We start from the raw sequence: 24,004 nt of genomic DNA, 5'->3' as shown, positions 1-24,004 counted from the left end.
AAACATGGATCGCCGAAATGATTTGTTCTGCCACTAAAGCCCTGCTCATCGCCATCTTAAGCCTCTCACTGTTTGGCCTGCCAGCCTTGGCTAATTCAGTACCCAGCGACCAAGAGCTGGAAGATATGGCGAAAAAATTTGAGGACGCAAATCAATTCATGGAACAGATGGAGGGCAAATTAACCCCCATTCTCGAACACAGCGCCCGCCTGGCGGATATGATTTCACAGGTCATCGATCAGAATGAATCTGCAGACACGATTGATTCACTCATTGCTGCGGCAATGAACGGCGACGATGGTTTAGAAGCCCTCGGCAAAGCGATCAAATTCACGCCAGAGCAAAAAAGCGCCATCAATAAAGATCTCACGCAAAACCTCACCCTGTTCGACAGTTTTCTCACTGAATTGATTGCCACCACACAGAGTGCCCCATGCCACAACCAAGTACAAAAACTGCAAGGGCAACTGCAAGAGGTCACGCCCTACTTTGATGACTTCAAGCAGCTAGACGTCACCCATACCGAACAGCGCGGAGAAGCTTACATCCAACTGATGAGCTTTACAGGCTTAGAGTTGTTAATTGGACAATCTGGGCTTGTTCTATTTAGTTGCAGTATGGCGTAGTCAGCTAGCGAGTTGGGCTAGGACAACTAGCCCTTATCTTCCAAACGGGTGATTCTGAAATCCGGTCGCGGGCAGTGTTAAGCCCTATCGCAGCATGTCACCGATCTCAATATTGCCTCAGGAGGTTTACTCCATCACCGCCCACGACTCTCCATCTCTGATATACAGATGTTCGGATAAAGCATGAGTCTCGCTGTAATCAAACGATTGCATTGTCTCTTTTAGCTTAGCGATGGCATCGGGGTTGTTTCGAGGCGCATACAGCACATAGTCACGATGCGGAATAGCTATCACAACAGCATCGTTAATCTCGCCCTCTATTTGCTCCCAAAGCGGTGAGAACAGGACGGCATTGGCAATCATGTTGTTTTCACAGCTCAAGGAGAAAAAGCCGTCATGTTCGTTTTTGCGGATATCTTTCAGATACAGCAATACGTTTTGTGTTGCTGTCGCTTTGATCGTATCAAGGTCAATTCCGTGTTGTTTGGCCAAAGCTGGGCTAAGCGCAATAAAGTTATCCCCATCATCAATGGCGTAGGTCAGCCACAAATCCGAGAACAAGAACTCAGAAATGGGTCGCATTTCATCGGTCATCTGCGGTATGTCATCCATCGCTTTAACAAAAGCATGGTTCTTCAATCGTGGCACAACGAAGGGAGTGGAGGCCTCCTCTTCCGTTTCCTGAGTAAGCTGATCTTGAGGTAGAAGTGTGCTTTTTACTACACCAGACTTAAGTCCAACGTAGTAAGCAAACTCTGCAATCAGCCACCAAGCAACAACCGCAACCATCACCACTGAAAAGGTGTAGCCTAAGTATTTCTCAATCAACAACCATAGGACGATAGCGACAACCAAGCCTACCGCAGCAAACCCCCAAGCATGAGTTTTGTCTACGCCGATATCTGAATCACAGCTTGCACAGTTGATATTGGCCGGGCTAGATGCGGTCACCACCTTTCTTAAATCAAGTGATTCTCCGCAATGGCTACATACACGTGTTGTCATAACTCCCCAAAAAGGCTTCCTTGTCTCTAAAGTGGGGGCAGTATAACGAGAGGAATTAGACTTGTATGCGCTGAGGATTAAGAACCTGCTAAACAGATATCCAGAAATCCCCTCAAAAACAGAGTTCTATATTAGGAAATGACGCTTGGCGTTACTACACGCTATACACATAAGAGATGAGTTGTCTGAAAAGGCGCTGTGGATACCGTAAGCGACGATAGAGATGAGATGTTATGCAGAACCTAGGCGGGGGGAGTACCCCCACCAAATTTAATTAGTGATATCTTGTATAAAATAGATAGTCCGACGGCGTTAGCTTTTCCATGTCACTTTCCGAAACTTCGCGAGAAACAAATCCGTTCTCTGTTGCAGTAAAGTGAAGACCATTATTGAAGCACCAACCAATGAACTCATTCTTTGCTACTTCTACCTGCTCGCAATACTGCTCACCAGGATCGTCATATACATCCAGTATTACAGGAGCTTCACCACAGGTATTTTTTACCAGCGTAAATGAAGCCGCAGTACCATACATAGTGCCGTAGTTAACGTAGTCGGCGCACTCGTCACCATCAACATCGACCTCTATTGTCATAGTCGTGTGAATATCTGGAAAGCCACCGTCATACAGCTCAAGAATGCTTATATCAAATGGCACGTAGACAACCTCATTAAAATTGCCTTCACCATCATTGAGCAGAACCGCATTCATTCCATTAACATCATTACCGTGGATGTCGTTGCGATCATAAGGGCTGGCTGTACCACCCATGACTAAATCCAGCGCGTCATCACCATCGAAGTCCATTTGCTGGCACCATGTATACATTAAATATACATTTCCAACATCTTCTGGAATGTCATTTAACGTCCCAACATACTCTTGTGATATGTAATCCAATGGCAAACGCCCAACGACTTCATTGTTCATGATGGCATTACCATCATTTGCCATATAGGAAACATCATTCAAGTAAGTGATCACTACATCATTTACGCCAACACCACGAAAATCACCACTACATGAGCCATGAGAGAAAGTTAGTTCTTGCTGCAACGTATCAGTGGCAACAACAAAGTCATTTCCTTCCACTTGTAGCCATAGGCCATCTTGACCACCTGGCCAAACGCCTTCATCAGGCGCCTCGTAGCCATGATCTGCGAAATATATATCATCCAATCCATCGCCATTGAAATCACGGATCTCAGCAGTACGCGTACCTTCACCAACACTCAACTTCTTCATGGTAAAGTTATTGTTGCCATCATTAAGGTAAAGATAGGCACTACCATCAATAACCACGTGTTGTTGATGATCATTGTAATCACTGGTGAGCACCAAAACATCGCGATGGCCATTGCCGCCCATATCAATATTGTAGAAATTGAACCATCGAATTAACTCATAGCGGTCAGGATCGTCTTCGACTTCTACAGGAACGTGTCCGAAGTAAATGTCTTCGATGACTTGCTCACGTAATTTTTCATATAACGCTAACGTAGTCAGCTCTGGCCCATCATTACAGCTAGCATCCCACCAATACTTACCTTCAGCTTCACACTGCTCTTGCGGTGTTGGTTCAGGGGTGCCATTACACTGCTGATCCCACCAATAATTGCCTTCTGCTTCGCATTGTTCTTGCGGCGTCGGTTCAGAGGTGTCATTACACTGCCCATTCCACCAATAGTTACCATCTGCCATGCATTGCTCTTGTGGCGTAAGCGTTGGTTCGGGATCTGATGAATCAGCATCACCGCTGCCACCACCTCCGCCACCACATGCGACGAGTCCAAGCGAAACGAAAAGTACTACGAGTATCTTCATGCGATTAAAATCTACTTTTTGCTTCGTGAACAAATCCTCTATTACACGAAGGGAAGTTATTGGCTTCGACCATCTATGGCAGAACTGCTTAGTTACATAATACCTATCGGTATTAGGAGGGTATGTTCCTTAAGTAACAGAGGTGACTACTTTTTGAACAACTAAAAGAGAGAGCGGAATTTATAGTGTTGAGATGGGTATTTCAATTGCTTCCGATCAAAAAACAACCATATAACTAAGTCAAAAAAAATAACATACACAAAGGCTTAACCAAGCTCATACCAATCAATAACAAGAGGTAGAGCAGGGCAACAGATGAAACCGAAACGTAACACTTAACAGCTTACGTCAGTTAAAAAGCACGTTAGATAGTTTTTCTTACCGATGCAGCGATCCTGACCGTCAATCGCGAGAAATCAATGGAGCAGCTCCCTTTGTTCCCAAAGAATGCCGACCCAAGACAGTCATCAGAGTAGATATTAACGCCGCAGCCGCGTGCTGCCTGATATCCAAAGAGCGAAGAGGAGTTGATAAGCTACGTTGTCAGCGCTTTTATAACGCGAGCTGGGTTGCCTGCAACCACCACGTTATCCGGGAAATTTTTAGTCACCACCGCCCCGGACCCGACAACGACATTGTCACCCAGACGAACCCCGGGATTAATGGTCGCATGACCGCCAATCCAGCAGCTATCGCCAATCGTGATAGGCTTTGCGAACTCAATACCTTTATTGCGTTCGATGGGGTCTAGAGGGTGACAAGCCGTATAGAGACCCACTTGAGGGCCGATGAAACAGTTATCGCCAATGCGAACTTCAGCACAATCCAAAATGACACAGCCGAAATTCATATAGAAGTTGTTACCAACAAAGATGTGCTGACCATAATCACAGTTGAAATGAGGTTCGATTTTAATCTCGCCACCAATGCCACCCAATAGCTGCGCAAGTAATTTTGTGCGTGCTGCCAGATCTCGACGTGGAGTCACATTGTAGCGAGCAGTGATTTCACGCGCCTCTGCTCGCAACATTGTTAATACTTCATCGCTGGGATCATAGATATCACCAGACAGCATTTTTTCTAATTCGCTCAACCTAGTCATCCAGTATTTTAAGTGGTTGAAATGACTTACTACAGAGTTTAGCTGGTCACCGGATGAAAAGGACTAATGCCGCGTGCCACCGAATGTCTTGCCAGTGCGGCGTTCCTTACCGCGAATCTCGACAAACCAATTGATCTGACGCCTCTGGTCGCGAAGTGGCCTTGTCCAGTGACGAGCTAGTGACAGGGATTGTTATACCTAAAAGTCGATACGCCAAACATTAAGAATTCTCATTGAGAGAAGAACTACAGCTAATGTAGCCACCAGAAAAAACGCAGCTACGATGTAGTAGAACGATCTGACAACCCTTACCTTGGCGCGAAAGAGAAAATTGCATGATTTGTCCGGAACAGCGGGGATGTTAGGAAAAACTGCCAGAAGGAAGCTGAATAGCAACGTCCATAAAAAAACCACTACGCTGGGGATGAGATAAACATCTTTACTGGCTCCCTCAGCGATCAAGACAACATAGAGAAAAGCTGACAAAGACACGACAGAAGCAATCGTAACAACCGGTTTTAGCCATCCTGCTTTTGTGGAAGCAGAATTGAGAACTTCAAGCATTTAAGAGCTCCTTATCAGGGATGTGACACTTGCATAAGCGGCACAAAATGCTTGGCTATAATTTGCGATAAACGAGCACAAAACAAGCTTTTTGCGTCCGCATACTCGGTAACTTGTTGCCTAATCTCAACAGATTAGCGTTGTTTCGCAATCTATTGGCTCTCAAATTTTACTTCTGTGCGGACAAAAGAGGATTGGGGAATTAGGCCTGTCACCCCCAATCTTATCGATGGTTGGCTCTGGCCGCCTAGTGACAACTCTGCTCAATCGCCACGGCCACTGCCACACTCGCCCCCACCATGGGGTTATTCCCCATGCCGACAAACCCCATCATTTCAACGTGGGCGGGCACCGAGGATGAGCCTGCAAACTGGGCATCGCAGTGCATCCGTCCCATGGTGTCGGTCATGCCATAGCTGGCGGGTCCCGCACCGACGTTATCGGGGTGCATGGTGCGTCCGGTACCGCCACCAGATGCCACGGAAAAATATTCCTGCCCTAGCAACAATCGCTCTTTTTTATAGGTGCCAGCAACCGGGTGCTGAAAACGAGCGGCATTGGTGCTGTTGCCGGTGATAGACACATCCACCGCTTCATGATGCATCACCGCAACCCCCTCCACCACGTCGTCGGTACCGTAGCAGCGGATACCTGCACGTTCGCTGTGGCCAAACCTCTTTTCCCGCACGATGGCAAGCTTGCCAGTGGCATAATCAAGTTGAGTTTGCACATAGGTAAAGCCGTTCATCCGCGCGATAAGATAAGCGGCGTCTTTACCTAAGCCGTTCAAAATCACCCGGATCGGCTTTGCTCTGGCTTGGTTCGCATATTGCGCGATCTTAATCGCGCCTTCTGCCGCCGCGAATGACTCATGGCCCGCCAGGAAACAAAAACATTCGGTCTCTTCATCCAGCAACCTTGCGGCCAAATTGCCATGGCCTAACCCCACCTGTCGCTGCTGCGCGACAGAGCCTGACACACAAAAAGCCTGTAATCCTTCACCTAGCGCGGTCGCTGCCTCTTTTGCCTTGTGGGCGTTAGAGCGCAGTGCAATGGCTGCGCCCAATACATACGCCCAAGCGGCATCTTCAAACGCGATGGGCTGGGTTTCAAACACGATCTGATACGGGTCAAAGCCCCGTTCGCTGCACAGCTCCCGTGCGGCTTGTAAGTCTGCCAGTTGATACTTCTTTAGTGCTGCTTCAATGCTTTGCTGGCGGCGCTCAAAACCTTCAAATAGATTCATTTTTCGCCCCTTAAGATTTGCGTGGATCGATGGTTTCTACGGCATCATCGAAACGGCCATAACGGCTCTTGGTTTGTGCCAGTGCGTCGTTGGCATCCATACCATCAGCGATTTTGGCCATCATCTGGCCCATATTGACGATCTCGTAGCCGATGATTTCCCGATCCTCATCCAAGGCCAGTTGAGTCACATAACCTTCCGCGATCTCTAAATAACGCGCCCCTTTGGCCTTGGTGCCATAAGCGGTACCCACTTGTGAACGCAGCCCTTTGCCAAGATCTTCAAGCCCAGCGCCCACAGGTAATCCCCCTTCAGAGAACGCCGTTTGGCTGCGGCCATAGGCCAAATTCTTAAATATCTCCCGCATTGCAACGTTGATGGCATCGCACACCAAATCGGTATTGAGTGCTTCAAGTATGGTGCGCCCGGTGAGGATCTCTGATGCCATGGCGGCCGAATGGGTCATACCGGAACAGCCGACGGTTTCAATCAGACACTCCTCTATCACGCCGTTTTTAACATTCAATGACACTTTGGTTGCCCCTTGGTGGGGCGCGCAAGTACCGACGCCGTTAGAAAATCCTGAAATGTCTTTAATGCCAATGGCATTAACCCATTCACCTTCAACCGGAATGGGCGCATTCGCGTGATCTGGGCCGCGGGTCAACGGGCACATGTTTTCAATAGTGGTGGTGTAGTTCATAACTATCCCCATAAGCTGAAACGTCTTCAATGAGTTTAGGCTCATTGACGCAGCATGCGCCAAAACGATGAACAATTAATAGCCAATAAAATATGACGATTCTAATTGAAGCGTGTGAGCGACAGTCATAAGCGAAAACTGCAGATATGGCGGTCATGGGATTTTTCTCTGAACAGGGAGGGTGGAAATGAAGCGGGAGCAAAAGAAAAGGCATGCTGGATGGAGCCTCACCAGCATGCCTTGATCATGGGTAGACGCGCTCTTGCCACAAAGGACAAGAGCTAACATATGTCTTTCAACACTGTTTAACTACATGTTTTCTCGACGCCTTCCAATAACAACACACCATTGCTGCTGGCAGGGAAAGTCACCTTGCCGTTTGCCACTGTCGCTTTGTTGTTATTGTAGAACTCTGTCACTTCCCAGCAGTCGCCGAACACAGATGACACATCCACCGTAACATTACCGCTGGCACCAAATACAACGATCACCGCGTCACCATCTTTCTCACGCTTAAAGGTGTAAGGTGATGCGCTGAGTTGGGTATGGCTACCGGCACCCACTGCAACGTGACGCGCACGGAACTGCCCTAAACGCTGCCAGTGGCTATGCACGTTCTGATCGATACTGCTCCAGTTCATAAATGAGCGTAGCGTTAGGTCGCCAAACGGCGCATCAACCAATGGACGTGCGGTTTCATCACCGTAATAGATCTGCACGGCACCCGGAGCCATCAACAGCGCTGAACCGCCATCAATCAAGTTACTGCGGCTATACATGCTCTTATCATGGCTTGAAATGTAACTCAGTACGTTAAACGTTGGATCCGTGTTGATAGACGCTGCATAACTGCTGTAAACACCTTCAATACTGCCCAGTGACACACCGGCAAAATTAAAGTTGATCATCGAATCAAAACCATAGTCGAACCAATGGCTGCGCCCTACCCCATGGTCGAAGTACTCGCCCGTCATCCAGAAGTCCAGTTCTTGCTCATCTGGAAATTTGTTAGGATTGGCAGCACGCCATTCGTTCAGTGCGATAACCGATTGATCTTTCAGACGCTTGAGCACCTCTTCGCCCTGGCCTTCCATATTTTTAACGGTGTCCATACGGATACCGTCAAAGCCGTATTCACGCACCCAATCGGTGATCCATTTGATAAAGTGATTACCTACCGTGCGTGGATAACCGGTGTTGTTGAAGAAGGCATCCAACTCAGCCTGTTCTTGGCTCAAGCGACCCTCTTTCGCCCATTTGTTTTGCAGTAAAGGGGGTAAAGAAACGGTGGCGTTACTTTCTAACTTCACATCAGGTAAGCCACCACCACAATCAAAAGCACCATAGGCTTCAGCACAAATGTCGTAGCCAGTTGCTTTGGTATGACGGATCCAATCTCGGCCCCAGAACTGGCTCCATGCGCCATCACTGTAGTTAAAATAGTTACCGTAGGTTTCATAGTGGATGGTACTTGGATCACTGGTGTAGTAGTAATCTTCCCAGCCAGCATTAAGCGCACCATACGGCTGCTGAGAGGCATCGATCAGGTTGTCGTAGCCGACGTGATTAATCACTACGTCGAGCACCACACGGATCCCCTTCTCATGTGCGGTATCAACGAATTCAAGCAAGTCAGCCTCTGTGCCCATATTGGCGTCAACAGCAGTGGGGTCGAGCATCCAGTAACCGTGGTTACCGTAGTACTTGAAGTTTGCACCACCAACAAAACCGTGGATCTGCTCAATGGGTGATGTCAGCCAGATCGCTGTGATGCCTAAGTCGTTGAAGTAGTCCTCTTTCAGTTTTTGCGTCAGCCCTTTTAGATCACCGCCTTGGAACGCACCTACACGGTTTTCATAACCGGCATATGGCGAGCCATTACGGTCCTTCTCACGACCATAGCTGTGGTCATTGCTGGTATCTGCGTTTAGGAAACGATCGGTCAATACGAAGTAAACAGTGGCGTTGTCCCAGCTGAAACTGGATGCCGACGGCTTTTCAATCTTCTCGAAAAGGAAACTTTCAGTATCGGTAGACACGTCATTACTTGCCCAAAGGCGCAGCTCAACTGTATCGCCAATATCCAGACCTTCACCCAACGAGATCTGGTCGCCTGTGTTGTATGGCGTGCCCGCCATTGGGTCTGAACCGTCCAAGGTATATCGACCACCAGTGACGTTGTCACCGTCAGCTTCCAAGGTCACAACAATCGACGCTTGCCAGAACTTCAATTTGGCACCACTGATACCCACTTCTGCAGGTACTGGGGGCACATCACAACTGTCTGTCCAGCGGTTGTCAGCATAGTAGTAACAACCATCCGATGAACGGGTCAACGTGTCTGTTTGGCTGGCGCCATTGTTGTTAAAGATCATTTTGCTAGAGCTGCTATTGGGGAATTTATAGCGGAACCAGTCTTCGCCCAGCTCTTTCATGTCATCACCGCTCCAATCGGTGTCCGGCCATGAGCCTTCTGGTATGGCGTCCCAGTGGTGGATCTTGGCATCCCAGCCACTGGGCGCTTTCAACCACACAGTAAAACCAACTTGTTCCGGATCGCCTTTGGTATAGGTGTACGTAGCAGAGTCGCTACCCACGTCATTGGCAACCTCGACATAGAGATCAACCGACTGACCGATCTCTAAATCAGCGCCTACGACAATGACATCGCCATTTTCAAATGCAACCGCATCACCCGTGCTGTCGCTTAACAGGTAAGTCGCGTCTGTCGCTTCACCTTTATAACTCAGGGTGACCGACAAGTTATCGCTGGTAAACGTTTTGCTCTGGGGGCTTACCGTCAACTCTGGAGCAGACGGACCCACAACCAACTCTGCATCAACCTGCTTAGCGGTTTCATCAAAGCTGATTAGAAATTTTTCACCATCTGTGACAGGAAAATCTTGCGTGGGATAGGATTCCTGCCAATCAGTGGAACAGCGTGCCACTTTAAAGCGCGCCGGATCTTCTTCACCATTAAACGGCTGCAGCAATTCAAATAACCCGGTATCTGGGTTGTATGGCATCACTGTCTTTGTCCAGCCGTTCGGCGTTCCGCGGAAGCACCAGTCGGACTCTGGATCACCCGTCACATTCACAGTGACTGAAGCTGTGCCCTTGGCTCCACCATCGTCAACCACAGTCAGAGAGATGCTTTGTTCACCCAGTTCATTGAAGGTGAATTGTGCGGTTTCTGTGGTTTCGCGATTACTCCATGCATAACTGGCGATCTGCCCATCTTCATCCCAAGAGTCACTGCCGTCAAAGATGATAGAATCACCTAGCTCGACCTCAAGCGGCCCCTCAGGCGTGATCACGGCATGGGGCGCAATATTTGGCTCGCCCATAGACATGCTCAACGTATTGGCGTTTTCATTCACCTCGATGGTGTAACGCCCAATGACCTGGGTATATATATCACCGCCGCTTTGCACCAGCATGATCGGGTCGCTACTGTCACTGCTGCCGTAGTTCAGGCTCCAATCACCATACACATCTAGCTTAAAGCGCTGGTCCTGACGACCATCAAAGTCGACCTCCACCTGCCACACACCCTCTGTTTGCTCGACAAAAGGCGTGATATCCCAATCATTTGGCGTGCCACGGAAGTAAAGGGATGGCCATCCGTCTGGCTCACCCTCACAATCGGCCACTTCCACACGCTCAATGTGCTTGCTGTCGCTGTAGAACGTAATCTGGTAGCTAGTATTGGCAACAACGGATATATCATCTTGCGGGTAGCTTTCTTGCCAATTTCCCCAACGGTCAATTTTGAATCGGGGGTTATCACTGCCGAAAGTCTGACAAGTCTGATATTCAGTGCCTTGTACATGCGTTAACGGTGTTGTTTTCCAGTCGTTTGGTGTGCCGCGGAACTCCCACTCTGCTTGCGCAGTAAAGGAAGCAGCGAACATACCAACGAGCAATAGCTTCTTCATCATCAATTCCCTTGTTTAAGGCTTCGCCTATCGAAAGCCTTAGATAGTGATCCTGTCGGTGGCGGCGTAAACGCCGAGAAATCACCGACAAAAATAGCGCCTCACTGGCGCCACTCGGGTTGACCATCGCAACCACGATGATCCGCTATCACTTCTAATACTTGCGCCCAAAACCTCATGAAAAAGCACACGCGAAGAACGCTATTGATGTGCCGCTAGGAGAGCACTCCTATTGCTCGCTGCTCTATCTAAATCATGAAGAAAACTGCTTGCACAAACCGCCACCAGAAGTTAGCGGTATCATGCTAGCAATAGATATCGCTAACACGAAGGTAATCTGTTTACTTATTGACCTTTGTCATATTCGAATAAATGAATGCGCTGGAACTGAGATCTGTATCACGCGGCAAACAGAGCCAAATGACGATTTCATAAAATGGAAATATTTCTTTATTAACAGAAGGAAAGATGAAGGTTGTGTGACAATAAGCGAGAAGACAAGTACCGTAGTAAAGAGAATGCGATGGCGACGCCACAAACATCACGGTGAAGCAGTGATGTTTGTGGCGTCAATGTTAATCCACTACAACAGCTGTCTTTTTCTGGTGCAAAATGTTACTTATCATGCGAAAAATAAGCCCAGTGCAAGCCAGTGAACAAACCACGGTTGCTCCACTTGGCCAATCCAGCATTGCGGAAAGCCCCAAACCGATAACATAGGCGACTACGCCAACGCCGTAACCACACAGCAGACGCATAGGTCCTGGGGCTAACAGCCAAGTAGCTAACGTCGGCATAACTAATGATGCGAACACCAAATAGACACCCACTAAGCTGACAGAGCTCGTTATGGCGATAGCGAAAAGTGGATAGAACCAGCCACTCTCGATCAATTTAGGCCGCAAGTAAGTCAGCAGCAGTATGCTCAGGTAAATCAATCCATGTACCCACAGATCTTGCCAGCTGACCCAAAGGATAGAGCCTGAAAGCGTCTGTTTTATCAGTTCAGCACCGTGTGGGTCATGAGAGAGCAGCAGTAACGCCAACGCCGCAGACACCACATAAACACAACCGATTACTGCTTCCAGTTCTTGCTTTAAACGCGTTTCAAGCCACGCCAACAAGCCCGCCCCCACCAATGCAAAACCGGCAGAAGCGAGGTAAGTGGCCCAGGCACCATAATGCTCGAAGTGCATTAACTGCGCAAAAACCACACCTAACGCGGCCACTTGGGCAATCGCCAGGTCGATAAAGATGATGCCACGTTTAAGTACTTGGTAGCCCAAAGGCACATGGGTTGCTAACACTAAGACACCGGCGCAAAGCGCCGGTAACAGGATCAATGTTAGATCCGCAAACTCCATCAGGCTCTCTCCACCGCTGCCAACAATTGTTGAATTATGCGTTGATAGAGCATAAACAGATCAGCAGTGTCATCCGCCCCCACACTGTACGCCAGTGGGATCACCGGCTCGTCAGATTTTCCACCCAGCCATTGCGCTGCTTTCGGATCTTGATAGTTGGCGTAGATGATACCTAACAACGGTTGCTCCTGAAGCTGTTTCAACACGCTGGTTAGGTGGCCACTGGTGGGTGGCAACCCCGGCTTAGGCTCCAGATCTGCGATCTGGGTAATACCCAACCAGTCAAACAGATAACGGAAAGAGCTGTGGTAAGCCACCACCTGCTGTCCCTGCAACGGTTTGGTTTGTTGTTCCCATTCAGCCAGTGCCGCTTGCCAGCGTGTGGTAAATGCTGTCAGCCGTTGTTGATAGTTATCGGCATTTTCAGGATCAATCTGCTGCAAGCGTTTAGCCAGTGCAATGGCAATCGTCTGTATGCGATGGGGATCAAGATGCACATGGGGATTCCCTGAAGCATGTACGTCGCCCATCAAGCGCGATACATTCTCCAGCACATCGAGCCGTTCAACCTGCTCGGCGGCGTAAAATGCCCCCGGCTGGCTATCACGGACATCACTATTATTGGCCTTCATCTGCAGCGCTGGTAACCAGCCGGTCTCCAGCTCGGCACCACTGCAAATAAACATATCTGCACGCCGCAGTTTGGCGATCAAACTCGGCCGAGCTTGCACCATGTGTGGATCCTGATAGGCGGTGGTAGCGCTGTAGATATCAGCGTCCGGCACCAGCTCCTTGGCCAGCGCAGCCCATTCAGGTTCACAGGCAAAAATGTTCAGCGCCTGCAGCTGCGGTGCCAACAATAGCAACGCAGCAAGCAGGGTTAAGCGTTTAGAAAAGGTGCGCACCGTGAGCCCCCATAGATCCAACGAACTGAATGGAGAAGATGTCATCATCCATATCTTCCATGCTCTCATCGCGGGTGTACTGTAAACGCACAGTCGCAAAATGGGAGTAGTTCCAATCCACCATCAGATCGGTGGCTTTAGGTTTAAATCCGTCACTGTAGGTATCAGACGGCTTCAGCTCACTGTAACGGATGCCAGCCGACCAGTTAGGTGACCAACGATAGACCACGCTGCTATACCAGCCTGTATTGTGGTCGTCTTGGCGCAGTTCGCGCTCAAATGCACCCTCATGCTCTTCACCGTACCAGCCATCTTCCTTAACGTAGAAATATTCACTCTGCCAAGTCAGGCTCTGGTATTTATAGTTGCCATTCGGCGCCCACTTCCAGACAAAATCAGCAACGTAGAAATCTTTGTTACCGTCAAAATCACACGCGCCAAACTCAAAGCCATGATCGTGATCGTCGTGGTCATCATGATCGTCATGATCGTCATGATCATCGTGGTCGTCATGTTCATCGTGGTCATCGCCATGATCATGGGTGGAACACTCACCAAAATCATTGTCTGTGCGGAGCCAGCTAATACCCGCCTGCCAGCTATTCGACTCATCAAAGTCATCACCGAATTTTGCGTAAACATTGGTCGCGCCGATGTTGCTACTGGCCGCCGCGGGGAACTGACCGCCTTTAAATGCCTCTGCGCCCAGTTCAATATAAGTCTCGGTTGGGGCGATCCAATTCAGTCGCACACCGTCATCATAGTAATGACTGCCAACAAAAGCACGGTACACCAGCGGACGATCAACATAATTATCCGTGTGGGTGTGCTTACTGTTGAGATACCCTAGGTTCGACATAAATCGACCACCACGCACCGACAAGCCATAAGGCATCGCCATGGTTTGGACGAATGCTTCTTCCAGCTCTACTTCCGTACTGCCATCATGCTCTTCCAACACGGTGGTGACCTTGCCGTAAAACATCTCATCAAACGCGGCGGACAGCGCCAATTCAGTGTGATCTAACCAAAAGCCATCGTCAGGGCCTGCAGAATGATCGCCATCGATGGGCAAGTTACCTATGCCATGAAAGTCACTACGATCGGTATAACCGACATTAATCACAGCAGAAATATTCGGGTTAATACCTGTTTCCGCGAGTAGAACAGTAGGCGCCATTGCGCCGATAAGCGTGCAGGTCAAGGCACGGGAAATTGCATGCAGTTTCACAATAAACTCCAAAAAACCAAAAAAGGTCGAAAGTTAAAATCGAATTATTTGTTTTGATTAAGCAGAGTAGGAAGGAGGACCACGGATGGAAGTACGACGAGAGGCCTGTTCGATCTGAACGACAACCAGCCCCTGATAGCCACCAAAATCAGCGACCAGCTCAGGAACAACAATGCCGGCAACAGCAAAACCTGGTTGCGCCTGCTGAAAATGGACGGCACAAACCGCATCGCTGTCCTGCAGATGGATCGGGTGCTCGGCATTGTGGATGCACTGCATGCCTTGCCAAAGCAACATGAAGACGAATAAAAGCCGTCCCAGCGACAAGCGCTGCAACACTGCTTTTTTTGATTGGCCGTTAATTGCGCCCACTCGTCTCACCCAATAGTAATAACAGGGGGATTGTATCGTTGAATTTGATAGTGGCAACCCTGGCGTTACACTTGGTCACAAAAAGATCACGAGCAGAACACAATAAAAAAGGGCCATTCAGGCCCTATTTCCAAATACTCAGTCGCTAAAAGTTCGCAGCAGGCGGGAGTTGTGCGTATCGCTCTCCAAGCGTATTCAGCACTTCACAGTCTCCCTCCAGCACGGCGACAATCAAAGATGTCTGCCGAAAGTGCTCAGGCAGAATAACTCGTCCGCCTTTGGTATCCTTCATGTTGTAAAAGCAGCGACGTCTAATCTGCTGCAGATCCTGTATGTCGTAATATAAAACTGTAATCGTATCGTGTTGCATCGCCAGCCCTCCAGGTCGCCGTCAATGCGCTCTCCCGACGCATAGCACTACTCCATTGCTGCGCACTTCTTAATCGCTGCGTTAAGTAGAGTGTAGACCCGCATGTGAAGTAACTCTAATCAGAGTTAATAACGATTTGAACTAGCAAAGCGATCAACTTAAACAAAAGCTAGTTTAGCGACCACTAAATAATATAAGTACTTATACGGATCCATTTCACATATTTGCTGATAAAACAGGCAGATCGGCAAGGAACACTACGACTTGCAACGAAATTAGATTTAACTCAAAACCTGTGTGCCGCTGATCGCTACTATGGGATCAGACTTATAACTAGAAACACTCCTATAACCATCTTGCCTCGTCAGGAGGATACCCGTGCAAACGATTACCACAGATATAGCTATTGTGGGAGCCGGAGGAGCAGGCTTACGGGCGGCCATCGCCGCTGCTGAAGCCAATCCGGAACTGGAGGTTGCGCTAATCTCCAAGGTCTACCCAATGCGAAGTCATACCGTTGCTGCCGAAGGTGGCGCTGCCGGTGTGATCCAAGATCATGACCAACTCGACTATCACTTCAATGACACCGTGTCCGGTGGCGACTGGCTGTGTGAGCAGGATGTGGTGGATTACTTTGTCGAAAACTGCACCGAAGAGATGATCCAGCTGGAACACTGGGGTTGCCCCTGGTCGCGTAAGCCCGATGGCAGCATTAACGTACGTGCATTTGGTGGCATGAAGATTGAGCGCACATGGTTTGCCGCTGACAAAACCGGCTTCCATATGCTGCATACGCTATTCCAAACCTCAACCAAGTATCCCCAGATCAAGCGCTACGATGAGCATTTCTGTCTTGATCTGGTGGTCGAAGATGGCCGCTGTCAGGGTGTGCTAGTCCAAGACATGGCAGAGGGTGAAACAAGCTTTATTCAAGCCAAGTCAGTGATTATCGCCACCGGCGGTGCAGGTCGTGTTTATCGCTACAATACCAACGGTGGCATTGTCACCGGTGATGGCATGGCGCTGGCGTTCCGCCACGGCGTACCATTGCGGGATATGGAGTTTGTTCAGTATCACCCAACGGGCCTTCCCGGCACTGGCGTACTGATGACAGAAGGCTGCCGCGGTGAAGGCGGCATTATGATGAACAAAGATGGCTACCGTTATCTACAAGATTACGGCTTAGGGCCAGAAGTGCCGCTCGGCACAACCAAAAATAAGCATATGGAGTTAGGGCCGCGAGATAAGCTCAGCCAATGCTTCTATCAGGAACAGAAAAAAGGCCGCACCATCAAGGACGAGACCTGGGGCGATGTGGTTCATCTAGATCTTCGCCACCTCGGTGAAGCCAAAATCGACGAACGCCTGCCCTTTATCCGTGAGCTATCCAAAGCTTATGTCGGTGTTGACCCGGTACACGCACCTATTCCAGTGCGACCTACGGTGCACTACACCATGGGCGGTATTGAAACCAACGGCCAATGTGCCACCTCCCTGCCCGGCCTCTATGCGGTCGGCGAGTGTGCCAGTGTCGGGCTCCATGGTGCCAACCGTTTAGGCTCAAACTCGCTGGCCGAGATCGTTGTGTTTGGCAAAGTTGCGGGGGAGCAGGCCGCACAGTTTGCTTTGAACAATAGCAATAGCGACAGTGCCAAACTGCAGGCGCAAGCCCAAGCGGGTCTCGATTCAGCGATGGCACTGCTTAACAGCGACGGCGATGAGTCGATGCCAGCGATCCGTAATGAGCTGGGACTAACCATGGAGGAGGGTGTTGGCATCTACCGCACCGAGGAGAGCATGCAGAAGTCCTGCGATGCGGTAGCGGCGCTGAAAGCACGCTTCAAAAACATCAAGATCGAAGATAAAAGCACGGTATTTAATACCGAGTGGCTGTACGCGATTGAACTTGGCTTCCTGCTCGACGTAGCGGAAACCATGTGTCACTCGGCGCTGCAGCGCAAAGAGAGCCGAGGCTCACATCAACGCATCGACGGCTATGAAGCCCGTGATGATGAGAATTTCCTCAAGCACACATTGGCCCATTTCAATGCGGAAGGCGCCCCAGAACTCAGCTATAGCGACGTTAAGATCACCAAGAGTCAGCCCGCTAAGCGTGTCTATGGTGCCGAGCTGGAGCAACAGGAGGCTGCGAAATGAGTTCAGCCCAAGAAAATATCACAGTAGAGGTACTGCGCTACCGGCCAGAGCAAGACGATAAGCCCTGGCTGCAAAGCTTTGACATCCCTTACAGCTATGAGATGTCGATCCTTGATGCGCTGCATTACATCAAAGATAACTGTGACAGCTCACTCTCCTATCGTTGGTCGTGCCGTATGGCGATCTGCGGTAGCTGTGGCTACATGGTTAACAAAGTGCCCAAGTTAGGCTGTAAAACCTTCTTACGGGACTACGTTAAATCGAATGGCGGCTCAGGTAAGATCCGCGTCGAAGCGCTGGCAAATTTCCCGATAGAGCGGGACTTGGTCGCCAAAATCGATGACTTTGTCGAAAAGTTGGAAACCATCAAGCCCTACATCATTCGGGAAACCGAGGAAAAACTGGCCGATGGGGCTTATCAGCAAACACCAGAAGAGATGGCTCGTTATAAGCAGTTTTCGATGTGCATCAACTGTGGGCTTTGCTATGCCGCCTGCCCTCAATATGGCCTGAATAATGAATTCATGGGCCCAGCAGCGCTGGCCTTGTTACAGCGTTATAACCGCGATTCCCGAGATCAGGGCAAAGGTGAACGCCTGCCAATTCTAAACTCAGAAGAGGGTGTTTGGGGCTGTACCTTTGTCGGCTACTGCTCGCAGGTTTGCCCAAAAGGCGTCGATCCTGCGGCAGCGATTAACCAAGGTAAGGTCGAAAGTAGTACCGACTATGTGTTGAATCTCGCCGGCATGAGCAAGGCTAAACAGTACAAAAGCGCCAAGCAGGAAAAACAAGCCGACTGCGGTAAAGGCGACTGTGGCTGCGGAGGTAAGTCATGAGTAAGCGTAAACCTTATACTCGCCCCATGGGGCCAACGTGGTGGGCAAGCCACCCCTACTATCGCTTCTACATGCTGCGGGAAGGCACCAGCGTGTTTGTCACCCTGTATACGCTCGCGCTGGTTTGTGCACTGTTTGCTCTGGTGAAAGGGGAAGCCGCCTGGGATGCCTATGTCGCTGCCATGAGCTCGCCGGCTGCCATTGTTTTCCATCTGGTTTGCCTCGCTATGGCGATGCTCCATGCGGTGACTTGGTTCTCCCTGACACCGAAAACTATGGATATCTGGATCAAAGGGAAACCCTTGCCGGAGAACCTGATTGTTGGCGGTCACTATGCTGGATTTGTAGTGGCGTCCATTGTCGTCATCGTTGCGATTGGAGGTTGGTTATGAGTTTTCAACGTTCTCACGAACCCATCGTCTGGTCGCTGTTTGGCGGTGGCGGTGTGGTTGCCGCATTCCTACTACCCGCACTGATACTGGTTACCGGGATCATGGCACCTGCAGGGTTATTAGATGGCGACGCGCTGTCCTATGCTCGCGTGCTGGCCTTCAGCCAGCACTGGTTGGGTAAACTTTGCTGGCTCACCGTGATCAGCTTGCCGATGTGGCATGCCATGCACCGTGTCTATCATGGCTTGCATGACCTGAAAGTGGGTGCGCGCGGTCTATTCTTTGTGCTTTGTTATGGCTTCGCTTTAGTGGTGACCATCGCCACAGGGACGCTGTTACTGGCGCTGTAAGCAAGCGTATTGACCGCCAAAAACAAACAAAGCGCCTACGGGCGCTTTGTCTTTATCTGCAGCGATTGTTCTATACCAGATAAGCACCAAACAGCTCTCCGTGGAAGCGCACGCAGATGGCATAAAGCAGTGCACCCAAGGCAACGACCAGCGCGTCACGCCAGTTCGCTTGCGGTGGCAAAGTGCATAACTTCTCTTGTTTCAGTGCCGATACCACAGCAAAGATAGCAAACAGGCCAAAGCTGCCAAACAGCAGCATCGAAGCCAAATCACCATTGACGATCAGGTGCCCCCAACTCCAGAAAGCGATACCGAGCAGAAAAGGATGGTGCAAACGGCGTCTTAGATTACAAGGGATCAGCATCGCCATCAGCAGAATGAAAAACAGCAGGGAAAACGCATAGGTTAAATGGCGCAAAATACCGGGCCAAACAGGCGACCAGAGATAGATATAACTAGCGATCGCCTTGCCATAAATAATCAGCGCCAGCCCGCTCACCGAGAGCAAAGAAAACCCAACCTTATAGCCCGAATCGCCAAGGCGACGCACCAACATACCACGAATAGCTGGGCGATAAGGCACCAGGTGCACGGCAAAAAACAGCAATAATCCAAAAGCCAGAATTGTCATAGTTACTCCATTAGGCCCATGACAGGAACGGAAGTTAATTGTCGTCTTTTAAGCATGGCATATCGAGATGATTAGTCCCAAGCATTCCCTGCTGACAGCATATAAATTAACGAAAAACTGTCTCATATCAGCTCCATTGGATCAGTGTTCAGTTTCAGGCACACTCTAGGTTTAACTTATCCTCCACCGAAGCGAAGTCACACCATTGAAATCAACGCCGTCTAATGCAACAACTCAGGTACTGATCATCGGCTACGTCTGGCCGGAGCCAAACTCCTCTGCGGCAGGCAGCCATATGATCTCATTCATCAAGCTGTTTCTCGCCCAAGGCTGGCAGGTCTGTTTTGCCAGCCCTGCACAGCTAACCGAGCACATGGTGGATTTGCAGACGATGGGCGTTAAGGTACAGGCGATCCCGCTCAATGATTCTGCGTTCGACAGCTTTGCTGCTGCGCTTAACCCCGACATCGTGCTGTTCGACCGCTTTATGATGGAGGAGCAATTCGGCTGGCGGATCAGCCAGCACAGCCCAAATGCGATCAAGCTATTGGATACCGAAGATCTGCACAGCCTGCGTCATGCTCGCCATATTGCTCACAAAGCAGAGCGGTCAATGACAGATGAAGATCTGGCCAGCGACTATGCCCTGCGAGAAGTCGCCAGTATCTACCGTTGTGACCTTAGCTTTATTATCTCGGATTTCGAGCTAGAGCTTCTGCAGCAACACTTCAACGTGCCAGCGCAACTGCTTTGTTACTGCCCCTTTATGCTCGATCTGGCTAACCTAGATAATCAGGTACCAAGCTTTGATCAACGAACAGATTTCATCAGTATCGGTAACTTCCGCCATGCGCCCAATTGGGACGCAGTGCTCTGGCTTCGTGAGACTATTTGGCCTCTGATCCGTAAGCAGCTACCACAAGCACAATTGCGCATCTATGGCGCTTATCCGCCGCCGAAAGCCACCGCATTGCATAACCCAAAGCTAGGTTTCTTAGTTAAAGGCTGGGCACCGAATGCTGAGCAAGCAGTAAAACAGAGTCGGGTACTATTAGCGCCTCTAAGATTCGGCGCGGGCATTAAAGGTAAGCTCACCGACGCCATGCTGTGGGGCACCCCCAGTGTGACTACAGAGATCGGTGCCGAAGGGATGGCAGAAGCAGATCAATGGCCCGGCGTTGTCGCCCATTCAGCAGAAGCATTTGTTGACGCAGCCGTAGCGCTATACAACGATCAGCAACGCTGGCAGCAGTGCCAACAACAAGCTGTTTCGGTATTAAAACAGCGCTTTGATGGTGAACAGATAGGCCAGCGAGTTATTGCGGCAGTGACAGAGTTGCAAGCAAATTTATCCCAGCACCGCCTGCGTAACTTCACCGGTGCTATGCTGCAACACCATCACCATAAAAGCACCCAATATATGGCACAGTGGATAGAGGCAAAGAACAAAGTGCTGGCCTTGACCGATGAAAATGGCTCAGACTGAAATACAGGTATTTGCCGCACCGAGTTAGCTAAGCGATACCAACTCGGTGCGCCGAACGCTTGGGGTTTAACTTGCCTTAGCGCTTCGCCAAAGGGTGTCCCACATATGCTTGCTATCTGGCCGCTGACACTGGCATTGAAGCTTGCTTTTGACAAAGTGGCAGCTTTTATTCGGCCCGGTATCTTTACCGGTGATTTTAGTCGTGTAGTTAACCACGGCACTCAGCTTGTCTGCGCCACGATTCACACAGTGATCGCCGTGACATTGGCAATAGGCTTTGCCTGCATTGTAATGACAATCATCGTCATTCCGACAGCCCATCGCCGGACGCTGACAACCATATGATGCCGTCGCTTTATCAAGCAACGCGAACTTACGCAGCATCACCTTATCTTTTTTATCCATCACTTTGGCACAACCGCAGCCATGTAACTGTGAGCAATTAAAAGAGAGAAAGCCTTCAAAATAAGCCTGCATCGACTTTGCTATTTTCTGCTCTTTCGTTCCGGGTTCGAAACGGCTTTCTAACAGCTGCCAAATTGGCATCAATTCATATTTCACACCGTCTTGCAGAGTTTCTCCGGTTTTTGCGAATTCGGCCAATAACTCTGGTGTGGCTGCTTTGCCAGCTCCAAGCAGCTGTCTAAGCTCCTCACTGCCGCCAAACGCTTTTGAGTTGACCTGATAATCAGATAGGCTAATCGCTTGCTTCTGCTGACGGGTCACTCCTTCACAACCCTTCACTGACGCTTGCCCCTCTTGGGTAGGCCCTTCCGCTGACAAGCAGGCGGCCACCGCTAGCTCACGCTCCTTTATTGCACTACTGCTTTTTAATGTGACAAAACTACGATAACGGGCTCCAGCAAACAATTTCGAGACAAAGTGAGATCCATACTTTTTTAGGAAACGATCATAACTCTCCCAAGAAGACTCCATTTCTGGCTTATTGACCGGATAGGGTAAAGCCTTATAGTCCGCCAGAAAGTCGGCAGCCAAACTCCCTTTGCCATGCCTACCTGTAATGCAATCATCAGCCAAGTCGAAACGTTGTTTGTACGCATTGAATTCAAATACCGCACCAAGCAATGAGGTATTCTTTTCATTGCTGGATTTGGTAACCACTTTCACTGTGGTGCCAAGCGTCACCGGCCCTTCCAGACTGGCGTCAAGTGATGTGTCACTGCTTAGATATTCGTAAAAAGCGGTCGACTTAGTCCACGTATGAACAACACTGTCTGACGACTTGGCCAGCTCATCGAACACCACACAACCGTCACTTTCCAACGACGCAAACAATTGTTTGGCGGTACCTTCACCTAAAGGCTCAGTCAGTAGTGTTGCAGGCACATAAACAGCCGCGCCAACGACGGTACGACTGGCACCCAAAGACGTTGCAATAGTAGGGGAAGTATCACTACTGGCGACGGATCCTGCCGGCGTTTTCGGCGCATCCTGACAACCATTCAAAAAACATATGGAGATGGCCGCGCAAACAACATAAAAAAATGGAATAACACCTCTTGATCTGTTGAAAGTATTCATTATGAAAATCCTTTTTTATAGAAATTTTCATCCGTACATAATGGATTGATTGAACTCTAAGGATAGGGTGGTAGACATTAACAGAGGGGAATGGGTTACACTGAATGAGACTAACTTATAACTAAAATCAGGCGTACAAAGCGATACTCAATGATCCACCTTACCCCGCAGCTGCTTGGTTTTACCGTGGAGCGTCTTCTTATCCATACGGCGGCGTTGGGATCCACGAGTGGGCTTCGTAGGACGTCGGGTCTTCTGCTGTACCGTCGCAGATAAGATCAACGCTTTAAGTCGCTGCAGCGCATCATCACGATTCATCTCCTGCGTTCGATACTGTTGCGCCTTAATCACGATCACCCCCTCTTTGGTGATCCTATGGTCTTTTAGGTTGAGCAGGCGCTCCTTATAAAAGGCTGGCAGGGTGGAACGCTTAATATCAAAACGCAGATGAATGGCACTGGAGACTTTATTGACGTTCTGGCCACCCGCGCCTTGGGCACGGATCGCGGTCAGCTCAATCTCCCACTCGGCGAGGGTGACACTACTGGAAATTTCTAGCATTAATCTGTGCTCTTATTCATGTTCAGCCGGTAATAGACCACGTCCATATCCCCTAATGGATCTTTATGCAGAGCTTTCTTCTCGAACCGCATGCCGAGCTTGGTCATGATATTGATGGAAGCATGATTATCTTCTACCGCTAAGGCACTGAACTTAGTCACAGCTGTCGCCTGCGAGATTGTCATCATAATCTGTCTCGCCGCTTCAGTGGCATACCCCTTACCCCAGGCTGCGCGCTTAAAGCGCCAACCCAACTCTAAGTCGCTGTCATCACGGTCGGCAGAAAAGAACGCCATCGGCCGCACCAGTACCCAACCAATAAATTCATCGCTTGCCGATTCAACAACCTTCCACAACCCCCAGCCTTTTGTTGGATTAAGATACTGGGCCAGGCGCGGCAAAAACACCTGCAATACATCGTCATAAGAGGTTGTCTTCCCGCCCGAGATGAAGTGCATCACTTCTGGATCTTGGTCCAGCTCAAACATCAGTGGCGCATCGGATGCATCCATCATAGAAAATGTCAGGCGTTCACTTGGGAGCACGTCCATAAATTGATATCTCGGGGTCGTTAAACCCATACAAAGTGCAATACATCGCTATTGTTGCGTTTTATCGATTAGGAGTCGAGCTAAGACCCTTCTTATAACTACAGACCGAAATAATCTATTGCGTATAGTCAAACTGGCAGTTCACCCGGCATATCGCAACGAAGCCTAGCGCAGGCGCGACCGAATGAGACTATGCATTCAGAAATCAGATGATGATCACCAAATTAACAAGCGCCCCGAACGCTGA

The 24,004-nt window shown here is 49.6% G+C and carries 22 protein-coding genes; 6 read left to right on the top strand and 16 right to left on the bottom strand.

The genetic code is table 11. The annotated features are described in order from the left end of the window. The first annotated feature begins 17 nt into the window (after nt 1-17). Nucleotides 18-626 carry a hypothetical protein gene (locus tag EXY25_RS06925; RefSeq protein ID WP_130566221.1) on the top strand — a complete coding sequence of 203 codons (609 nt, stop codon included), beginning with the start codon at nt 18-20 and terminating at the stop codon, nt 624-626. Nucleotides 627-752: 126 nt separating this feature from the next. Here the strand turns inward: EXY25_RS06925 and EXY25_RS06920 are convergent, their stop codons facing one another. The 12 genes from EXY25_RS06920 to EXY25_RS19000 form a co-directional block, all read right to left on the bottom strand. Beyond that, complete coding sequence (locus EXY25_RS06920) at nt 753-1,631, bottom strand: DUF1444 family protein (RefSeq protein WP_130566220.1); 879 nt, start codon at nt 1,629-1,631, stop codon at nt 753-755. A 274-nt stretch (nt 1,632-1,905) separates the two neighbouring features. Further along, nucleotides 1,906-3,456 (bottom strand): FG-GAP repeat domain-containing protein, encoded by a 1,551-nt coding sequence (locus tag EXY25_RS06915; protein ID WP_130566219.1) that lies wholly within the window; start codon nt 3,454-3,456, stop codon nt 1,906-1,908. 535 nt (nt 3,457-3,991) lie between these two features. Next, nucleotides 3,992-4,549, bottom strand: a complete 558-nt coding sequence (locus EXY25_RS06910; protein WP_281275296.1) for a sugar O-acetyltransferase — start codon at nt 4,547-4,549, stop codon at nt 3,992-3,994. A gap of 207 nt (nt 4,550-4,756) precedes the next feature. Beyond that, nucleotides 4,757-5,122 carry a hypothetical protein gene (locus tag EXY25_RS06905; RefSeq protein WP_130566218.1) on the bottom strand — a complete coding sequence of 122 codons (366 nt, stop codon included), beginning with the start codon at nt 5,120-5,122 and terminating at the stop codon, nt 4,757-4,759. A 247-nt stretch (nt 5,123-5,369) separates the two neighbouring features. Continuing rightward, entirely contained in the window at nt 5,370-6,368 is a 999-nt protein-coding gene (locus EXY25_RS06900; protein ID WP_114336903.1) for a GGGtGRT protein, read from the bottom strand. 10 nt (nt 6,369-6,378) lie between these two features. Then, entirely contained in the window at nt 6,379-7,071 is a 693-nt protein-coding gene (locus EXY25_RS06895; RefSeq protein WP_114336902.1) for an iron-sulfur cluster assembly scaffold protein, read from the bottom strand. A 305-nt stretch (nt 7,072-7,376) separates the two neighbouring features. Further along, nucleotides 7,377-11,009, bottom strand: a complete 3,633-nt coding sequence (locus tag EXY25_RS06890; RefSeq protein ID WP_165419292.1) for an alpha-amylase family glycosyl hydrolase — start codon at nt 11,007-11,009, stop codon at nt 7,377-7,379. Nucleotides 11,010-11,584: 575 nt separating this feature from the next. Then, nucleotides 11,585-12,373, bottom strand: a complete 789-nt coding sequence (locus EXY25_RS06885; protein WP_114336900.1) for a metal ABC transporter permease — start codon at nt 12,371-12,373, stop codon at nt 11,585-11,587. After that, nucleotides 12,373-13,323, bottom strand: coding sequence for a metal ABC transporter solute-binding protein, Zn/Mn family (locus EXY25_RS06880; RefSeq protein ID WP_130566683.1), 951 nt, complete (start codon nt 13,321-13,323; stop codon nt 12,373-12,375). The genes EXY25_RS06885 and EXY25_RS06880 overlap by 1 nt, the downstream gene beginning before the upstream one ends. Then, a complete protein-coding gene (locus EXY25_RS06875) occupies nt 13,262-14,509 on the bottom strand; it encodes a hypothetical protein (protein WP_246019519.1) in 1,248 nt (415 codons plus the stop codon). Before EXY25_RS06875 ends, EXY25_RS06880 begins: the two co-directional genes overlap by 62 nt. Nucleotides 14,510-14,566: 57 nt before the next feature. After that, a complete protein-coding gene (locus EXY25_RS06870) occupies nt 14,567-14,881 on the bottom strand; it encodes a hypothetical protein (RefSeq protein ID WP_114336899.1) in 315 nt (104 codons plus the stop codon). Between the two features lie 145 nt (nt 14,882-15,026). Continuing rightward, entirely contained in the window at nt 15,027-15,251 is a 225-nt protein-coding gene (locus tag EXY25_RS19000; RefSeq protein ID WP_114336898.1) for a DUF2375 family protein, read from the bottom strand. A 378-nt stretch (nt 15,252-15,629) separates the two neighbouring features. On the opposite strand from EXY25_RS19000, the gene frdA reads away from it, so the two are divergent. Genes frdA through frdD form a run of 4 tightly spaced genes read left to right on the top strand, consistent with a single transcriptional unit; the run spans nt 15,630 to nt 18,986 of the window. Then, nucleotides 15,630-17,408, top strand: coding sequence for a fumarate reductase (quinol) flavoprotein subunit (gene frdA, locus EXY25_RS06860; protein WP_130566216.1), 1,779 nt, complete (start codon nt 15,630-15,632; stop codon nt 17,406-17,408). Then, nucleotides 17,405-18,244, top strand: a complete 840-nt coding sequence (locus tag EXY25_RS06855; RefSeq protein ID WP_130566215.1) for a succinate dehydrogenase/fumarate reductase iron-sulfur subunit — start codon at nt 17,405-17,407, stop codon at nt 18,242-18,244. The genes frdA and EXY25_RS06855 overlap by 4 nt, the downstream gene beginning before the upstream one ends. After that, a complete protein-coding gene (locus EXY25_RS06850) occupies nt 18,241-18,636 on the top strand; it encodes a fumarate reductase subunit C (protein ID WP_130566214.1) in 396 nt (131 codons plus the stop codon). The genes EXY25_RS06855 and EXY25_RS06850 overlap by 4 nt, the downstream gene beginning before the upstream one ends. Beyond that, nucleotides 18,633-18,986, top strand: coding sequence for a fumarate reductase subunit FrdD (frdD, locus tag EXY25_RS06845; protein WP_130566213.1), 354 nt, complete (start codon nt 18,633-18,635; stop codon nt 18,984-18,986). Before EXY25_RS06850 ends, frdD begins: the two co-directional genes overlap by 4 nt. Before the next feature lie 70 nt (nt 18,987-19,056). Here frdD and EXY25_RS06840 read toward each other — a convergent pair whose 3' ends face one another. Further along, nucleotides 19,057-19,617, bottom strand: a complete 561-nt coding sequence (locus EXY25_RS06840) for an NnrU family protein (RefSeq protein WP_130566212.1) — start codon at nt 19,615-19,617, stop codon at nt 19,057-19,059. Between the two features lie 205 nt (nt 19,618-19,822). On the opposite strand from EXY25_RS06840, the gene EXY25_RS06835 reads away from it, so the two are divergent. Next, nucleotides 19,823-21,103: a glycosyltransferase gene (locus EXY25_RS06835; RefSeq protein ID WP_246019518.1), complete on the top strand. Its 1,281-nt coding sequence runs from the start codon at nt 19,823-19,825 to the stop codon at nt 21,101-21,103. A 66-nt stretch (nt 21,104-21,169) separates the two neighbouring features. Here EXY25_RS06835 and EXY25_RS06830 read toward each other — a convergent pair whose 3' ends face one another. The 3 genes from EXY25_RS06830 to EXY25_RS06820 form a co-directional block, all read right to left on the bottom strand. Further along, nucleotides 21,170-22,645: an MAC/perforin domain-containing protein gene (locus EXY25_RS06830; RefSeq protein ID WP_130566211.1), complete on the bottom strand. Its 1,476-nt coding sequence runs from the start codon at nt 22,643-22,645 to the stop codon at nt 21,170-21,172. A gap of 147 nt (nt 22,646-22,792) precedes the next feature. Continuing rightward, nucleotides 22,793-23,206, bottom strand: coding sequence for an alternative ribosome rescue aminoacyl-tRNA hydrolase ArfB (gene arfB / locus EXY25_RS06825; RefSeq protein WP_114336890.1), 414 nt, complete (start codon nt 23,204-23,206; stop codon nt 22,793-22,795). Continuing rightward, nucleotides 23,206-23,757, bottom strand: a complete 552-nt coding sequence (locus EXY25_RS06820; RefSeq protein ID WP_130566210.1) for a GNAT family N-acetyltransferase — start codon at nt 23,755-23,757, stop codon at nt 23,206-23,208. The genes arfB and EXY25_RS06820 overlap by 1 nt, the downstream gene beginning before the upstream one ends. Nucleotides 23,758-24,004 lie beyond the last annotated feature (247 nt).

This window comes from Corallincola spongiicola (genome assembly GCF_004284785.1).
GTDB lineage: Bacteria > Pseudomonadota > Gammaproteobacteria > Enterobacterales > Neiellaceae > Corallincola > Corallincola holothuriorum.
The sequence above is the reverse complement of the archived record's forward strand: the minus strand, read 5'-3'. Positions and strand labels throughout refer to the sequence as shown.

Bases quoted from the DNA above. Each gene is read 5' to 3' on its own strand.
- EXY25_RS06925 (WP_130566221.1), top strand. From the start codon at position 18: ATGATTTGTTCTGCCACTAAAGCCCTGCTCATCGCCATCTTAAGCCTC.
- EXY25_RS06920 (WP_130566220.1), bottom strand. From the start codon at position 1,631: ATGACAACACGTGTATGTAGCCATTGCGGAGAATCACTTGATTTAAGA.
- EXY25_RS06915 (WP_130566219.1), bottom strand. From the start codon at position 3,456: ATGAAGATACTCGTAGTACTTTTCGTTTCGCTTGGACTCGTCGCATGT.
- EXY25_RS06905 (WP_130566218.1), bottom strand. From the start codon at position 5,122: ATGCTTGAAGTTCTCAATTCTGCTTCCACAAAAGCAGGATGGCTAAAA.
- EXY25_RS06900 (WP_114336903.1), bottom strand. From the start codon at position 6,368: ATGAATCTATTTGAAGGTTTTGAGCGCCGCCAGCAAAGCATTGAAGCA.
- EXY25_RS06895 (WP_114336902.1), bottom strand. From the start codon at position 7,071: ATGAACTACACCACCACTATTGAAAACATGTGCCCGTTGACCCGCGGC.
- EXY25_RS06890 (WP_165419292.1), bottom strand. From the start codon at position 11,009: ATGAAGAAGCTATTGCTCGTTGGTATGTTCGCTGCTTCCTTTACTGCG.
- EXY25_RS06885 (WP_114336900.1), bottom strand. From the start codon at position 12,373: ATGGAGTTTGCGGATCTAACATTGATCCTGTTACCGGCGCTTTGCGCC.
- EXY25_RS06880 (WP_130566683.1), bottom strand. From the start codon at position 13,323: ATGACATCTTCTCCATTCAGTTCGTTGGATCTATGGGGGCTCACGGTG.
- EXY25_RS19000 (WP_114336898.1), bottom strand. From the start codon at position 15,251: ATGCAACACGATACGATTACAGTTTTATATTACGACATACAGGATCTG.
- EXY25_RS06855 (WP_130566215.1), top strand. From the start codon at position 17,405: ATGAGTTCAGCCCAAGAAAATATCACAGTAGAGGTACTGCGCTACCGG.
- EXY25_RS06850 (WP_130566214.1), top strand. From the start codon at position 18,241: ATGAGTAAGCGTAAACCTTATACTCGCCCCATGGGGCCAACGTGGTGG.
- frdD (WP_130566213.1), top strand. From the start codon at position 18,633: ATGAGTTTTCAACGTTCTCACGAACCCATCGTCTGGTCGCTGTTTGGC.
- EXY25_RS06840 (WP_130566212.1), bottom strand. From the start codon at position 19,617: ATGACAATTCTGGCTTTTGGATTATTGCTGTTTTTTGCCGTGCACCTG.
- EXY25_RS06830 (WP_130566211.1), bottom strand. From the start codon at position 22,645: ATGAATACTTTCAACAGATCAAGAGGTGTTATTCCATTTTTTTATGTT.
- arfB (WP_114336890.1), bottom strand. From the start codon at position 23,206: ATGCTAGAAATTTCCAGTAGTGTCACCCTCGCCGAGTGGGAGATTGAG.
- EXY25_RS06820 (WP_130566210.1), bottom strand. From the start codon at position 23,757: ATGGACGTGCTCCCAAGTGAACGCCTGACATTTTCTATGATGGATGCA.